This is a genomic window from Paenibacillus sp. S-38 (genome assembly GCF_049942825.1).
Classification (GTDB): domain Bacteria; phylum Bacillota; class Bacilli; order Paenibacillales; family NBRC-103111; genus Paenibacillus_G.
In genome coordinates this window covers 5,684,049-5,699,718 of sequence record NZ_CP187970.1, presented here as the reverse complement: position 1 = coordinate 5,699,718, position 15,670 = coordinate 5,684,049, and the positions used below count along the sequence as shown (strand labels likewise).

General features: G+C 60.8%; 11 protein-coding genes. 9 read left to right on the top strand and 2 right to left on the bottom strand.

The annotated features are described in order from the left end of the window. The first annotated feature begins 284 nt into the window (after window positions 1-284). Window positions 285-1,550: a hypothetical protein gene (locus ACP26L_RS25025; protein WP_426447374.1), complete on the top strand. Its 1,266-nt coding sequence runs from the start codon at window positions 285-287 to the stop codon at window positions 1,548-1,550. A 190-nt stretch (window positions 1,551-1,740) separates the two neighbouring features. After that, a complete protein-coding gene (locus ACP26L_RS25020; RefSeq protein ID WP_426447372.1) occupies window positions 1,741-2,745 on the top strand; it encodes a GDSL-type esterase/lipase family protein in 1,005 nt (334 codons plus the stop codon). 990 nt (window positions 2,746-3,735) lie between these two features. Here ACP26L_RS25020 and ACP26L_RS25015 read toward each other — a convergent pair. Together ACP26L_RS25015 and ACP26L_RS25010 are read right to left on the bottom strand one after the other, a co-directional pair. Then, window positions 3,736-4,470, bottom strand: a complete 735-nt coding sequence (locus ACP26L_RS25015; RefSeq protein WP_426447370.1) for a hypothetical protein — start codon at window positions 4,468-4,470, stop codon at window positions 3,736-3,738. 102 nt (window positions 4,471-4,572) lie between these two features. Beyond that, a complete protein-coding gene (locus tag ACP26L_RS25010; RefSeq protein WP_426447368.1) occupies window positions 4,573-5,256 on the bottom strand; it encodes a DUF1054 domain-containing protein in 684 nt (227 codons plus the stop codon). A gap of 269 nt (window positions 5,257-5,525) precedes the next feature. Between ACP26L_RS25010 and ACP26L_RS25005 the strand changes: the two genes are divergently transcribed. From ACP26L_RS25005 to ACP26L_RS24975, 7 genes are all read left to right on the top strand, one after another. Further along, window positions 5,526-6,488, top strand: a complete 963-nt coding sequence (locus ACP26L_RS25005) for an ABC transporter permease (RefSeq protein WP_426447367.1) — start codon at window positions 5,526-5,528, stop codon at window positions 6,486-6,488. Between the two features lie 27 nt (window positions 6,489-6,515). Beyond that, the gene (locus ACP26L_RS25000; RefSeq protein ID WP_426447365.1) at window positions 6,516-7,394 is read left to right on the top strand and encodes a carbohydrate ABC transporter permease; all 879 of its coding nucleotides are present in this window, start codon (window positions 6,516-6,518) and stop codon (window positions 7,392-7,394) included. A gap of 429 nt (window positions 7,395-7,823) precedes the next feature. Next, window positions 7,824-9,386 (top strand): extracellular solute-binding protein, encoded by a 1,563-nt coding sequence (locus tag ACP26L_RS24995; protein ID WP_426447363.1) that lies wholly within the window; start codon window positions 7,824-7,826, stop codon window positions 9,384-9,386. 54 nt (window positions 9,387-9,440) lie between these two features. Continuing rightward, window positions 9,441-10,481, top strand: a complete 1,041-nt coding sequence (locus ACP26L_RS24990) for a response regulator transcription factor (RefSeq protein ID WP_426447361.1) — start codon at window positions 9,441-9,443, stop codon at window positions 10,479-10,481. Further along, window positions 10,478-12,361 carry a cache domain-containing sensor histidine kinase gene (locus ACP26L_RS24985; protein WP_426447359.1) on the top strand — a complete coding sequence of 628 codons (1,884 nt, stop codon included), beginning with the start codon at window positions 10,478-10,480 and terminating at the stop codon, window positions 12,359-12,361. The genes ACP26L_RS24990 and ACP26L_RS24985 overlap by 4 nt, the downstream gene beginning before the upstream one ends. A 424-nt stretch (window positions 12,362-12,785) precedes the next feature. After that, entirely contained in the window at window positions 12,786-13,553 is a 768-nt protein-coding gene (locus ACP26L_RS24980; RefSeq protein WP_426447357.1) for an SDR family NAD(P)-dependent oxidoreductase, read from the top strand. Further along, window positions 13,550-15,664 carry a heparinase II/III domain-containing protein gene (locus ACP26L_RS24975; protein ID WP_426447355.1) on the top strand — a complete coding sequence of 705 codons (2,115 nt, stop codon included), beginning with the start codon at window positions 13,550-13,552 and terminating at the stop codon, window positions 15,662-15,664. Before ACP26L_RS24980 ends, ACP26L_RS24975 begins: the two co-directional genes overlap by 4 nt. The last annotated feature ends 6 nt before the right edge of the window (window positions 15,665-15,670 follow it).

Below are 15,670 nucleotides of genomic sequence, written 5' to 3'. Positions count from 1 at the left end.
AGACCTTCCTTCTGCGAACGGCTTCGATTTTTTTCGCAGCTTATGCTTGGCAGGAAGCCCGTCTCCGCGCCCGCTGCGGTGTGGCAGCATTCCTTGATCCGTGGAGTTGCTGCTGTTTCCGCCCAACCACGGTTCCGACAAGATAGTCTACAGGTTCAAAATAATCCAAACCCGGAGGACAAGATCGTACCGTTGCCTTGCGGTGGGCGCAGAGGATATCATGGCCCATATGTGCCGCGGGAGCGAAAGTGGCTGCTCCTATGAAGGCAGCAGGAGGAGATAAGATGACAAGTGGTGCAAGTTATCCCCATTTGATAGCAAAGCTGGATATACGTGCGGCAGGCCCCCGGTGCAGAATGCTGCTCGGCGACCTTGACGGAGACGGGAGAATGGAGCTGCTGCTCGTGCAGCCGGATGACCGTCAGGATGTGCGGTATTTGCCGCATCAGGTACAATGTCTGACCGCCTTCGATCTCGACGGCCGTCTGCTCTGGCAGGCAGGGAAGCCGAGTGAGCAGGCCGGTGGCCCGGGCTCCGACTACCCGGCACAGGTCTACGACCTGGACGGGGACGGGAAGCTGGAGGTGATCTGCGTCATGGACGGACGACTGCAGGTGCTGGAGGGAGCTACCGGACGCGTGAAAAGGTCAGCCGAGCTGCCGGACCCGCATGCCCATGACTGCATCATCGTCGCGAACCTGACAGGCGGCCCGCGCGCCCGGGACATTATCCTAAAGGACCGGTATCACCGGCTGTGGGCCCTGGATCCGGAGCTGCGTCTCTTGTGGACCTTCGAGGGCAATCCGGGGCATTATCCATGGTGCCATGATCTGGACGGGGACGGCTTCGATGAGGTGATGGCGGGGTACGATCTGCTCGATGCCCGGGGACAGGTGCGGTGGAGCTGCAGGGACCTCGAGGATCATGCCGACTGCATCTGGGTCGGGGACGTCAACGGCGATGGCCATAAGGAGCTAGTGATCGGCGGCAGCGTTACGGTGATGTACGACAGGGAGGGCCAGGAGCTGTGGCGCTATTCCAGCTCCATCGAATCACAGCACGTGGCGCTCGGCCGTTTTCGCCGGGACCTGCCTGGACTGCAGGTGGCCGGACTTGACCGGATGGTGCGGGAGGACACAGGGAAGCTGCAAAAAGGGAAGGACGCCCTGTTCCTGCTCGATGCCGAGGGGAACGAAGTGTGGAAGGAAGACCGAAAGACAAACGGCTGGCTGACGATTATCGAGACCCTTCGCGGATGGGACGAGAGCGGCCTTGATTATATCCTGGCCTACCGCAGAGGCGGAGGGGTGTACCCAAGCCTGTACGACGGATATATGCAGGTCCACACGGAGTTCGGTGCGGACGGGTATGCGGCACACGGCGACCTGCTGGGCACGGGCCGAACACAGGTGATCATCTACGACGGGCAGTCCGCTTCCGTATACTCAAGCCGGCCGGAATCCCTGCAGCCCGCTGTGCCGGGCCGTCCGCTTCCGCAGCCGAAGCACCTGTCGCATTCCACCTTGTATCCCGGAGGGGAAATCGCTTAATACGGGATTCCGGCAGGGGCGTTCCGTTTGGGGGTAGAGCGGGTAATGAGGACTGTGACCCGGTCGTCAGCGAACCGGCGGCAGGCGATGCTCACGGGCCATAAGCCGATAACGGCGGGACCACCCATCAGCGAAGCGAAGGCGGAGTCATCCCAAGGGGTTCTTCCCGCCCGGGAAGGGGAGAAGGATGATGAGGTACCACAATGTGGAGCTGCATAATGTCGAGACGGTGCTGCCGATGGAGGGCGGCAGAGTCCGCCTGAGCCGGGTCCCGGAGCCCGTCCGGCTGGCTCTGAATCCGAAAGCCCGCGATGAGAGTGCTTACCATACGTGCGGCTGCGAAATCCGCTTCGTGCTTCGGGGGGATGAGGCACGTATTACGCTCCGCCAGGCGGACCGGACGGCCATCTCCAGATCGGGACAGACTGAGGTCTACTTTGGCCCCTTCCAGGGCGTCTATCCCTGGGCGGCTGTGCACGTGGACGGGCAGCGCAGCGAGATTGTCGTGCGCAGGCCCGGCCATCTCGAGCAGCTGCAGACGCTGGCCCGGGCAGGGGGCATGGGCTTCGACCCCGCCGTCGTCCGGATCATCCTGCCGAGCGACGGGATCTGTGAGCTCGCGGGCATCGAAGGCGATCTTCTTCCCCCGTCGTCCGGCCAGCTTCCGGCTCAGCGCCTGCTCTGTTACGGCTCTTCCATTACGCATGGGGGCGATGCCGTAAGGCCCGCCGGCACTTATGCGATGCGTACGGCCTCCCGGCTCGGCATGGACCTCATCCATCTTGGCTTTGCTGGAAGCGCTCACATGGATGAGGCCATGGCGCTCTATATCGCCTCCCGCAGCGATTGGCACCTTGCTGTCGCGGAGATGGGCATCCACGGCATCGGCGACTGGGAGGAAGAGCGGTTCGCGCGGCAGGTGCACCGTTTTCTCGTGATGCTGAGTATAGGCCTTCGGAACCGGCGGCTGATCTGTACGGATCTCCTCCCGTGTCCGGAGGAGGGGGAGGCTTCGCGGCTCCGCAGCATTGTCCGCTCGGCCGCAGAGGCACTGGAGCATCCGGGGGTGCTCTATGTCCCTGGCACGGGGCTGCTGCCGGACATGTCATGGCTCAGCGCCGATCTCGTGCACCCTTCGGCGGAGGGGCATGAGGAGATTGGGGCACGGTTGAGCGCACGGCTGAGGCAGGGCTGAGCGCTCGGCTGAGTGCTCGGCTGTATCATTTTGCGCTCCGTTGTGCTTCGCACAAAGGTCGCTGTCAAAATGATACAGCCTCGCTGGTAGAAGGGCGGAACTGCAAAACCGGAACTGCAAAGCCGGAACTACAAAACCGGAACTGCAAAACCGGAACTACAAAACCGGAACCACAGAACCGGAACCCAAAAACGCCAACTATGACCCCGGAGCACGAACCCAGGAGCACGTGCTCAATAGCGTGAACCCAGGGGCACGATGCTCAAAAGTGCGTGCCCAGTAGCATGAACCGGGGAGCGCATGTCCAGGAGTGCGTGCCCAGGAGCAGATGCCCGGGAGCACGTGTCCAGGAGTGCGTGCCCAGGAGCAGATGCCCGGGAGCACGTGTCCAGAAGTGCGTGCCCGGAAGCGTGGACCCGGGATCACAAACCAGACAACATAAACCCAAGGAAAAAAATCCTGCCGACTATCCTATACATGTGGACAGCTGAGGGATAGGAGATACGGCCGATAAGGGTTCGGTAGAACTGCAGTTTGCTTTTGGCCTGCACTGAAGATGTCACTTTGAGTAAGTTTGCTGCAATGAAGCGGATCCTGGAGTCTCTCCCTAGCAGATGCCGATTAATCAAATAGCGGAACTCCAGTTCTTTATTTGATTATTTCCCTTCATTTCCCGCAGGATAGCGGAACTCAGGTTCGTTATTTTGCGCTGAACCCTGCATTTGGAGGGCTCAGCGTACTTATAGCGTATCTGAGTTCCTTTATTTTTGTAGCGACGCATCGAATCATAGAAATAGAGCATCTGAGTTCCTCTATTTTCATAGGGCCAAGGGCAAAAGGCCAACCAAGCGCGCAACCGGCTGCCCGATTGAAGGCAGCGGTTGCGCAAGGGCGGGGCCAAGGCCAACCGGGCGCACCAGCGCCGCATAACCAAAAGCCGTCCGAGGCCTGAGCCTTCGGACGGCTTTTAGTTATGCAGAAAGCCCGAGACTACTGGGCTTTCTTGGTCTGGCCTTCGGCCGCGGGGTGCTTGCGGTCGACCATCTTTTCGATCCACGGGGTGATCTCTTCCTTGATCTTCGCCACGAGCTGTTCCTTCGATATGCCCTTGGCGGCGGCGATCTCGGTCAAGGACTTGCCGGCCGCGAGCTGCTTCTTCAGCTCGTCCTCGGTGATGCCGAGGATGCCGGCAAGCTTATCCGGCGCGGGCAGCATGGTATGCCTGCCGCCGTGGTGCTTGCCGCGGGCCTCTTCGCCGGTGAACTTGCGGTTGACCATGAGGCTGAGATGCTCGCCCATGTGCTGCTTGATCTTCTCGGCTTTCTCCGCAGTCAGCCGTCCTGCGGCAACGGCCGCGTCGATCTGTTTCGTGCGCTCGGCCTGCAGCTTCGCGATGAGATCCGCTTCGGAGATGCCCTTCTCGGCGGCGAGCTGGACGAGCGTCTTGTCCTTCAGCGCGGCCTTCAGGGCCGCCTTGTCCATCCCGAGCACCGCGGCGGCTTCTTCGTAGAGCGGCATGCCGCGGCCTTCATGCTTGCCGCCGCGGGCTTTACCTTCCGTTTCCTTTGCGGTATCCGCTCCGGCGGACGGCTGCGCGGTGACGGCGGCGTCGGCCGGGTCGGCCGCCAGGGCCAGCTGGGTCTTGCCGATGACCGTGCCGCCGCCCAGGAGAAGGGCGAGTGCGAGGGAGGTGGCGAGTGCTTTTTTGGCGTAAGAGCTGTTCATGGGACACCTTCCTTCTAAGGGGCTGATGGGCTTGGCAGTTCGTGCCATTCCCTAGGATATACAAGCAGGCTAAGGTTTATCTTAAAGGAACCTTAGGCTTACCTAAATTTTTGATGAAAAAGCGAGCGATTCTTCCAAATCTTCCTCCGCCGGCCCGGCCCCGCGCACCGCCAGCTGGTACAGCGGCATCAGCGTGCGGAACGTCTCACGTGCCGTCTCCAGGAATGCCTCGCCGTTCTGCAGCATCGGAGTGCCGGCCGGGATATTCCGGCCGATGAGCAGTTCGGCCTTCTTGACATCGCGGAACCGTTCGACCGCACGGCGCACGCCTTCTTCGCCGAGATCGCCGAAGGAGTCGGCGTCTTTTTTCATGTGATCGGCCGAGAGCATGTAGTCTGTCGGGACCGCTGACAGTACGGTATCCAGCTCATTCAAGTAAGTGCGGGCGATATTCACTTTGTTCGGAAGCTCATAGATGAGCGCCAGCCAGAGGAACACCCGGTCGTCGAACAGGCCGATCTGGAAGTGGGGCAGCTGCTTGTAGCCGCGCTTCGAGCTGGAGAAGCTCATCCATGTATCGACGGGCGCATTGACCTTGCGCCGGGCATGCTTCGCGATATGCAGGTGCAGCTCCTCGCCCGCCTCGACGGACAGCTCCTGGAGCAGCGCTTCGCTGATCTCCCGGAACTTGGGCTGAATCCGGCTCTGGATCGCTTCCATGCGACCCTCCAATCCTTCGATGGAGAAGGTGTCAAAATCATGTGGGGTAAATCCGCTAAACGTCATGAAGGTAACTCCGTTTCTGGTAGATTCATGGCTGCAGGGAAGGGTCCCGGTATACCTCCGGCTCACAAAAGCGCGGACAGAACCCTTGTTGCAATTAAGACTAATTCTAATTATAGCATAACGCCGATCCCTCCGCACCTGCCCCTCCCGCCGGCGAACTCCTAAAAAAAACACAAGGAGGCAGAAAGCCGCTCCCTAGTGTGAAATCGCTTTCTCCGGTACGATACAGCTATAAACAACCTGCTGAGAAGCACAAAGGAGGAATCCCTATGGCGGCCAACATGCAGGCGGCGCCCCCGGTAACCGCGCCAGCCAAAAGCAAGACGGGCGGCAGCCGGCTTCGGCTGATGTGGAAGTACAGAGCACTTTATCTCATCTCACTGCCCGGTATCCTGTATTTCGTGATTTTCAAGTACGTCCCGCTGCTCGGATCGGTCATCGCCTTCCAGGAGTATAACATCTTCCAGGGCTTCACGGGCAGCAAGTGGGTCGGGCTGGAACACTTCAGGCGCATGTTCGCCCACGGGGAGTTCCTGAACATCCTGAACAATACGCTGCTCATCGGATTGTATGATCTCGTCCTGGCCTTCCCGGCCCCGATCCTCCTCGCGCTGCTGCTCAACGAGCTGCGCCTTGTCTTCTACAAGCGGGTGCTGCAGACGGTCGTGTACATGCCGCATTTTCTCTCGTGGGTCATCGTAAGCGGGATTGCGATCGGCATCCTCTCGCCGACGACCGGCGCGGTGAACCAGTTCATTGCCTGGCTGGGCTTCGAGCCCGTCTACTTCCTCGGCGAAGAATCTTGGATCCGCACAATCCTGATCTCTTCGGGGATCTGGAGAGACTCCGGGTACGGCACGATCATCTACCTGGCGGCGCTGGCCGGCATCAATCCCGATCTCTACGAGGCGGCGGAGGTCGACGGGGCGAACCGCTGGCGGCAGACGCTCTCCATTACGCTCCCGGCGCTTCTGCCGACGATCATGATCCTGTTCCTGCTGCATATCGGCAAGTTCCTCGATTTCGGCTTTGAGCGCGTGTACGTCTTCCTCAATCCGCTGAACAAGGACAGCGGGGAGATTCTCGACACGTACATTTACCAGCTCGGTCTACTAGGCCAGCAGTTCAGCTACACGACAGCCATCGGCCTGTTCAAATCGCTAGTAGGCCTGGCGATGATCGTTATCGGTAACGTGCTCAGCCGCAAGACAACGGGCGAGAGTCTATACTAATCGGTATCCATACAAGGAGGTGACCCTATGAGAAAAGCAAGCGCCGGCTGGCAGACCTTCAACGCCGTCAATCTTACCTTTTTAACGCTTTTGGCCTTGGCGATGTTCCTGCCGTTCCTGAACGTGCTCGCCCAGTCGTTCTCCTCCTCGGAGGCGATCGTCAGCGGGAAGGTGCTGTTCCTGCCGGTCGATTTTACCTGGATCAACTATCAGTATGTCTTCAGCGACGCCGCCATCTGGAGGTCGTTCGGGATTACGGTCTACATCACGGTGGTCGGGACGCTGATCAATCTCATCGCCACCGCTTCCCTCGCTTACCCTGTCTCGCGTCCGGAGTACATGGGGCGGGGAGCCATAGTCATCATGGTGCTCATCACGATGGTCTTTAGCGCGCCGCTCATCCCGAACTTTATTCTGATGAAGTCGCTCGGTCTCACGAATTCCTTATGGGCGCTGCTCCTTCCGGGGGCGATCTCGGCCTTCAACTTCTTCGTGATGCGCTCGTTCTTCATGCAGATTCCTGGTGAGATTATCGACTCGGGCCGGATTGACGGCTGTTCGGAGCTGCGGATGATCTGGAGCATCGTGCTTCCGCTGTCGAAGCCGGTGATGGCGTCGCTCGGTATTTTCTACGCCGTCAACCACTGGAATACGTACATGCATGCGCTGTACTACGTCAACAAACCGGCTCTATGGCCGCTTCAGGTGAAGCTGCGCCAGCTCATCATGAGCGACGAGATTAATATCGACCCGTCGGCATCCCAGTTCAGCTCGCTGGCCCATATGGATCCGGAGGGCATCAAGATGGCGACGATTATCATCGCGACGATCCCAATCGTGCTCATCTATCCGTTTCTTCAGCGGCATTTTGTAAAGGGCATGATGATCGGCTCGGTGAAGTCTTAAGCGAATGAAGCAAGGGGGCAGGCGGGGAAGACGCACGAGAAGTTTGATCGTCCCGCTTGCATGTCGATAAAGCCGAGGGAACTGTCCGTAGTTGTCACCGTCTGGTATTCGGTTTGACTGTTCGTCAGTGTAGATGGTTCGGTGTGGCAGTACTGTATTGACGGTTCAGTGTTGACTGTTCTGTGTGACTGTCCTGCGTTGACTGATTTGTTTTAGCTCCCTACTTTGCTTGTATCGTTTCACCTGTCCGATCGTTACCAGTCCCGTTCGTCTAACGGTCCTAATCCAGGGCCGGATTCTAAGCGATCCAAGGGACCTCCTGCAAAAAACACAAGGAGAGCCAAAGTCACTCCCTTGCCGCAGCGGGAAGGCCACCCTACAATACAAACTATGAAAGCGCTCTACATCAAGCGAAAAGGGGCTGTACAGATGAAAACATGGCTCAAGGTAGGCGTATCCTCGGTACTCGCGGTGAGCATGGCCGCCGGCTGTGCCCAGCAGGGGGAAGAAGCGGCGCAGGATGGCGCGGCGGGAAGCGGTAAGGCGAAGTTCTCCGTCTCGATGCGGACGCTGGCGTTCAATCACGTGGAGAAGTCCCCGAACATCAACGAAGACAAGTGGGTCAAGAAGCTCGAGGAGATGACGAATACGGATCTCGATATCGTGCTCGTGCCCCACAAGGAATTCGAGCAGAAGATGATCCAGATGTTCGCGACCAACGACATCCCGGATGTGGTGCAGGGCAGCGGCGGCGTCTCCGGCAAGGAGATGGCGGGCTCCGTACAGGCTGGCGTGTTCCTGCCGCTCGACGATCTGCTGCAGAAGCATGGGCAGAACCTGCTCAAGAAGATTCCGAAGGAAGCGTGGCAGAAGGAGACGTACCAGGGCAAAATCTACGCGATTCCCGAATTCCTCTCGAACCCTTCCCGCCGGGCGACGGCGGTCCGCATGGATCTGCTCGAGAAGACGGGGCTGCCGGTGCCGAAGACGGTCGACGAGTATCTGAATGTGCTCCGCAAATTCAAGGAGCTTGGCGTAGAGCAGCCTTACCAGGGGCGCGAGAATTTCAAGTATGCCGATACGTTCTTCGGGGCATACGATGTCTTCCCGTATCTCTCAATGTTCACGGAGCAGGGCGGCGAGATTGTGCCGAAGTTTTTTAATACGGAGAACATGACGAAGGCGCTGCAGACGTACAAAACGATGTTCGACGAGGGGCTGATCTCCAAGGAGTTCGCAACGATCAACCCGACGGTCTACAAGAACAACATTCTCTCCGGCAAGGCCGGCATGTGGTCGATGAACGCCAATGAGGTACTCCAGTGGGAGAAGCAGCTGCAGGCCAGCGTGCCCTCCGCGAAGGTCGAGCTCATCCCGTCCCCCGTCGGGCCGGACGGCAAGAGCGGTTACTATCTCTACAACTCCGTCACCCGTGCGTGGTTCATCAACAAGAATGCGAAGAATCCCGAGGCGATCATCAAGTTCTACGACTGGATGCTGTCGGATGAGGCGGAGAAGTTCTTCACCTTCGGGATCGAAGGAGAGAATTACAAGACGGTGGATGGCCGAATCGATTACAAGTCGCCGACCGATCCGCAGGGCGTGGATGAAGAGCGCTACCGCCAGGCGTTCCTGTGGATGGTGCAGGATACGACCTACAATAAGGGCACGCTCAGTCTGACGGAGCCGGGCAAGAAATTGATGGGCATTTATGATACCATGTTAGCAAAAGAAGGACGGGACGGCATCCAGTTCGAGCCGCGCCTCGAAGCCTTCGCGAAGAATCCGGATATCGCGCCGGAATCCGACTACGCCGCACCGGTCGTTCTCCAGCACATGGTGAAGATGGTGTACGGCAAAGAGCCCATCTCCGATTGGCCGAAGGTCATCGAAGAGTGGAAGTCGAAGGGCGGCAGCGAGGTGCTCAAGGAAGCAACCGAGAAGTTCAATAAAAAAGACCCGGCTGTGACGATCTCCATGCCGCGCCGGTAGCTCCTGCAGACAGCCAGATGAAAGCGCCCCCACCCCGAAAGGAGACTGACGACTATGTACCGCATCCTCATCGCCGACGACGAACCTATGATCCGCCGAGGCCTTCAGAAGCTCGTCGAGCAGTCAGGCATTCCCCTGGCCAGCATCCGTACCGCGGAGAACGGGGAAACGGCCCTGAGGCTGATCAGGGAAGAACGGCCGGACTTTCTGTTCACCGATATCCGGATGCCGAAGATGGACGGCCTGGAGCTGTGCCGGGCCGCCGCGGAGATGGATGCGGATATCCAGACCGTTGTCATTTCGGGGTACGGGGATTTTGAATACGCGCAGAAGTGCGTCTCCTACGGGGTCAAAGAGTACCTGCTGAAACCCGTGAGCATCGGGCAGTTCCGGGATGTTCTGCAGAAGCTCATCCGGGTGAGCACGAAGCTGAGGACGGAATCGTTCGTACCGGTAACGAAGCTGGAGAGCTGGGCGACCGGGCTTGACGAAGCCGTCTGGACGCTGCAGGAGGAGGAGCTGGGCAAGGTGCTGGAGCGGATCCGGGAGGAGCTCGGCTCCTTCGGCCTGAAGCCGAACCGGCACGGGGAAGTGCTTGCCGAGCTGCATGCCCTGCTGATCCGGCGGCTCAACACACGCGATGTGTTCGAGCTGCATGCGGCCTTCGACGAAGCCGGTGCGGCAGCGCCCGAAGCGGCCTGGAGCGGGTTCTGCGGAAGCTGCCGGGTCCTGTTCGGGGAGCTGCGCAGCAAGCGCAAGGGACGGGTAAAGGATCCGGTGGAAGAGGCGAAGGGCTACATCGAGGATCATCTGGCGAGGGAAGTGTCGCTTGAGGAGGTCGCGGAGCACATCGGGCTTAACCCCTCGTACTTCAGCCAGCTTTTCAAGCAGTCCACGCAGGAGACATTCGTACAGTACCGGACACGTAGGCGGATGGAGAAGGCGAAGAAGCTGCTCCAGCTGCCGCACTACCGGATTACGGACATTTCGGGCGAGGTGGGGTATGCGGACCATCCCCATTTCACCAAGACCTTCAAGAAATACGCCGGCTGCCTGCCTTCGGAGTTCCGGCAGAAGCTGGGCATGGACTCATGAAGCGGCGAACGCTATCCGCCCTGATCTACCGCTATTTTCTGGTCGTGATCGTGTTCTCGCTGACCTGTGTCGGCGTAGTCTCTTACATCCAGTCGGCGCGGACGCTCGACCGGCAGGTGGAGCAGTACATGGGCCAGACCATCGACAGCGCGGTCAACCAGACGGATTTGTACCTCCAGACCTACGAGCTGCTGAGCAGCACCATCTCCTCGAATCCCCAGGTCCGCGCTTTCATGGAGATGGACCCGGCTGACGCGTACGAATATTACTTCTATTCGGAGGCTATCAAGAAGTTCGCCCAGAACTCGGTAACTTCGATCATCCCTCTCTATAAGCAGCTCAACATGATCTATGTGGTCGGCCATCACGGGCGCTCGATCGTGTACGACAACCAGAACGTCCTGATCCTCGACCCGCAGCAGATCAGCGCCAAATACGACGAGCTCATGAGCTCGACGCCCGGAGACGGCCGCATCATCCTGCTGGACCTGAGCATCCGGCCGGAAGACCGGGGGACGGTGGCCACGATGGCCGTCAAGGTCAGAGGGGCGTCCTATGCGGAATCCAACCGCGGGATTGTGGCGATCGAGCTGAAGCTGGCGGAGCTGGCGAAGCTCTGGGAGCGGGTGAATGCGGGCCGGGGCGGCCAATTCTTCATCGTGGACGACAGCGGGAAGTACATCTATCATCCGCACGGGTCTGAGGAGGAGACCGCCCTTCCGGCCGGGCTTGCGGACCGTGTGCTGCACAGCGCCGGCCAGCAGGCGATCATCGGGGACTATGCCGGGGAGAAGCGGATGTTCGTCTCGCGGAAGTCCGCTTATGCGAACTGGAACCTGGTCGTCTCCGTACCGGTGGATGAGCTGAGGGCGCCCGCGGTGACGATCCGCACGACGACGCTCGCCGTAGGCCTTGTGACGCTGCTGGCGGCGCTGGTGCTCGCCGGCCGCTTCGGCCGTTCGATCGTCGCACCGCTGCGGGAGCTGCGGGAGAGCATGCGCGAGACGGAGAAGGGCAACTGGCAGCACATCGACGAGATCGGGCGTACCGACGAGATCGGCGGACTGATTCACAGCTACAATCTGATGGTCACGCGGCTTTCCGAGATGATCGAGAAGGTGTATGAAGCGGAGCTTCAGCAGCAGAAAAATGCGCTGGAGCTCGGCCGCTCGGAGCTTGAGCGGCAGCGGGCGGAATTCCAGTCGCTGCAGCTGCAGATTAACCCGCATTTTTTGTACAACACGCTCGAGACGATCAACTGCTATGCGATCGTGCAGGACTCGCGGGAGATCTCCGAGATGGTGGAGGCGATGGCATTCATGCTGCGCTATTCCATCCAGACGAATCTGGAGGAAATCACCGTCGCCAACGAGCTGAACCATGCCCGCAACTACATGATCATCCTGCGGCACCGGACCGAGCGGGATTTCGAGCTGGATGTGGTGGTGCCGCCTTCCCTGCTGCTGGAGAACATGGTCCGGCTTACGCTGCAGCCGCTGATTGAGAACGTGTTCCAGCATGCGTTCCCGGACGGCATCGAATCCTATCACCGGATCACGGTGGATGCGCAGAAGAGCGGCGGACGCTTCCTGGTCACCGTCTCGGACAACGGCGTGGGCATTCCTGCGGAGCGGCTGGCGGAGCTCCGCAGGCGGCTGAGCCAGAACCGGCTGGCTGACGAGGCGGAGGCCGGAATCCGGCGCGGAGGCATCGGGCTGATGAACGTGCACCGGCGTATCCAGATGGTGTTCGGGGAGGCGTATGGTCTGCAGATCGACAGCGTCCCGGGGGAAGGAAGCCGGATCACGATGGTTATGCCGGAGACGACCGGCCCCGCGCTGCGGACGAGGCAGGAAGCGGAGCGGGAGGGGCAACGCTGAGGACGGGTTCGGATGAAGTGAGGAATGAATACCGAAGCGGGGACGATGCCATTGCGGCAGGTACGGATGGGGCAGGAGGCGATGAAGGAAGCCTGGCGTGGGTGGATGCGGGCTTCGCTGCAGCGTCGGGAGATTGGACTGTAAGAAGGGCTGCTCCCACCCGCAGCCTCGGGCCGCATCCCCAATCTGCCGGAAGTGCCCGACAGCGTCCGCACCCGCATCTCGTCGGAGGACTTTTGTAAGGCGGAGGCTGCAGGGGGACTGGAATGAGACTTCGGCAATTCATTTTTGCAGATATAGGTCGCAGAAGAACAGTCGAACACATGCACGATAGAACGATTGGACGACGCTTGAATGCGTGGAGGCCTGGACGTTCGAACGATTGGAAGAGCGGAAAAATGATATCCATCGGGAGGAATTCGAGATGAAGATCGATCTTACGGGAAAAATTGCACTGGTCACCGGCTCCAATGCAGGGATCGGCCGGGCGATTGCCGTCGCCTTGGCGGCGAACGGCGCGAAAGTGGGCGTCAACTGCCTGCGCAATGTGGCACAGGGGGAGGAGACCGTGGCAGCGATCCGCGCGGAGGGCGGTGAAGCCGTACTGGTCCAGGCGGACGTGACGGATCTGAACCAAATCGACACCCTGGTCAGCCGGGTGGAGGAGGTGTTCGGAGGAACGGTCGACATTCTCGTGAACAATGCGGGGCACCTGGTGCAGCGGCTGGCGAACAGCGAGATGACCGAGGAGCTCTACGAGCGGATCATGGATGTCAACCTGAAAAGCACCGTCTTCCTGTGCAAGCGGGTCCTGCCCGGCATGACGGCCAAGAAATCGGGGCGGATCATCAACATGTCCTCAGTGGCGGCCCACAACGGCGGCGGACCCGGATCATCGATCTATGCGGCGAGCAAGGCGGCTGTCCTCACCTACTCCAAGGGACTGGCGAAGGAGGCGGCGCCGCACGGCATTACCGTCAATACCGTATCGCCGGGCTTCATCGGCCAAACGATGTTCCATGCGACGTTCACGACGGACACGGCCCGCGCGGCCACCGTAAGCGGCATCCCTCTACAGCGGGAAGGGACACCCGAGGATGTCGCGGGTGCCGTGCTCTATCTCGCTTCCGATCTGGCCTCCTACTTGACGGGGGAGACGATCGAGATCAACGGCGGGATGCTGATGCGATGAACAGGGCGGTGAAGACCGGGCTGAGGACAAAGGTTGAAGCATACGGCTGGGCCTCCAGCGTGGTTGAAGTGCTCAAGGCGGAGCTCAAGTCGCTGGCTGCAGCAGGGGCGCTGGCCGTTCCATCGGAGCCGGGCGGCTGGTGGCATCAGTACGTTTGCCCCGAGCATCACACCGAGCTGGAGTTTAGCCCTCTGGAAGTGGATGCGGCGAGCTTCCGCTGTCCGCATGGCTGCCGACTCGAGGGGGCGGAATACCGCGGCGCCTGGCTGGTGTTCAAGCACCAGTCGCTTGCCCGGGCCGCCCTGCAGGGGGCTGCCGTATATGCGGCGGCGGGGGATACCCCCGCAGGGGAGCTGGCTAAGCGGCTGCTCCTCGCGTATGCGGAGCAGTTCCCGCGCTACGAGGTGCATCCGGACGCGCAGCCCTGGATGCTGAAGGGCCGCGCGTTCCACCAGGCGCTGACGGAGGCGATCTGGTCTGTCACCATGCTGCGCGCGTATCTGCTTTTGAAGGAGGAAGGGATGGTTTTTGCCGCCGAAGAAAGCGCTGCCATTGATCTCTTCCTTTCCATGCTGGAATCGAGCATGACCGAATACCGTCGAATTCTCGTCCAAGAGCGCCGGAATATCGAGAACAATTATACGGCCTGGCTCAACGCTTCGCTGTCGTGCGTCTATGCGGTCCGCGGAGAGCGGAGCAGGCTGGAGGAGCTCATCGAAGGGGAGGGCGGCTGGAAGCACCATCTGTCCACCGGGGTGAACGCCGACGGCTTCGAGTTCGAAGGAAGCACGTATTATCATCTCTTTGTCCTGCGCGCCTATCTCATCACGGCGGAGATGGCGGAGCGCTTCGGGATGGACCTGTATGAGGCTTCAGGCGCCGGTGGACAGTCGATGCGCCAGATGCTGCAGGTCTTCGGCAGCTTGGCCGATGATACGGGCCGGCTTCCCGCGCTCCATGACGGACCGATGGAGAGGGAGCCGTATGCCCGCGAGATCGCCGAGACCGTGGAGCAGGGGCTGTCCCGCTATGGGCTGCCGGAGCTGAAGCCCATACTTCGGGATGTGTACCGCCAGCTCGGGAGCGGGGAGGGCCGCCGCTGCGGATTGGAGGCGCTGCTCTACGGAGAAGGTGACGATCCTGCGGCCGTACAGCCGCAGGGCACCGGCTGCTCGGGATCCCGCCGAAGGGACGCCCTGCTGCTGCCGGATTCCGGTTTCGCCGTCGGCCGCCGGCCCGGCAGCCCGCTGGGGTTCATCGCCGACTTCGGCGCGCACGGCGGTTCGCACGGCCATTACGACAAGCTGCATCTTACGCTGATGCACCCGGGCGGCACCCTGACGCCCGATGTCGGGATGGTGCCATACGGCTCGAAGCTGCGCCGCGAATGGTTCGCGGAGACCGCGGCCCACAATACCGTCGCGATCGGCGGGATGTCGCAGCAGCCGCATGCCGGCCGCTGCCTCCGCTTCGAGGAGCGGGAGGAGGCGCTGATCGTCCGGCTGCAGAGTACGGATGCTTATCCGGGCTGGCGGCTGGAGCGGCACCTACTGCTCACGGACGATTGGCTGCTGGACTGCTTCGAAGTGGCGCTGGAGCCGCAGCAAGAGGAACAAGCGCCGCAGGAGCCCGGGGAGCCGGGGCACGAGCTCCAGTGGTGGATGCATCCGCTTGTCGCCCCAGCCGGCAGCCCGTCAACTGTTCTGCCGGCTGGGGCGGGCACCATCGTCCAAACGGTCGGCGGCACCGAACTCCCGCTGGCCTTCGCCGCCCGGTACGAGCCTGAGCCCGGCCCGGACGGCTCGCTCACGGTGCAGCTGGCTTATGAGCCCGCCGGCGGCGGCACGCTGTCCCATACGGTGCTGCTGTCTCCGGGGGAGCGGCTGTATGTCGTACGGACGCCAGGCACCAGCGTAGATCCGAGCCTGGAGCTCACGGCGCTGCTGCATACCCGGCGCGGCCGGCGGGCGCGTTTCCTGCATGCCTACCGGGCCGGCAGCCCTGTGGAGCTGAAAGAAGTCGGGCCGGGAGCGTGGCTTGTCACTGCCGGTGGCCGGCAGCGCCTGTGCCGGCTGGATGAACAAGGATGGAACCTAATCGAAGGGAGCTAAGCTTAC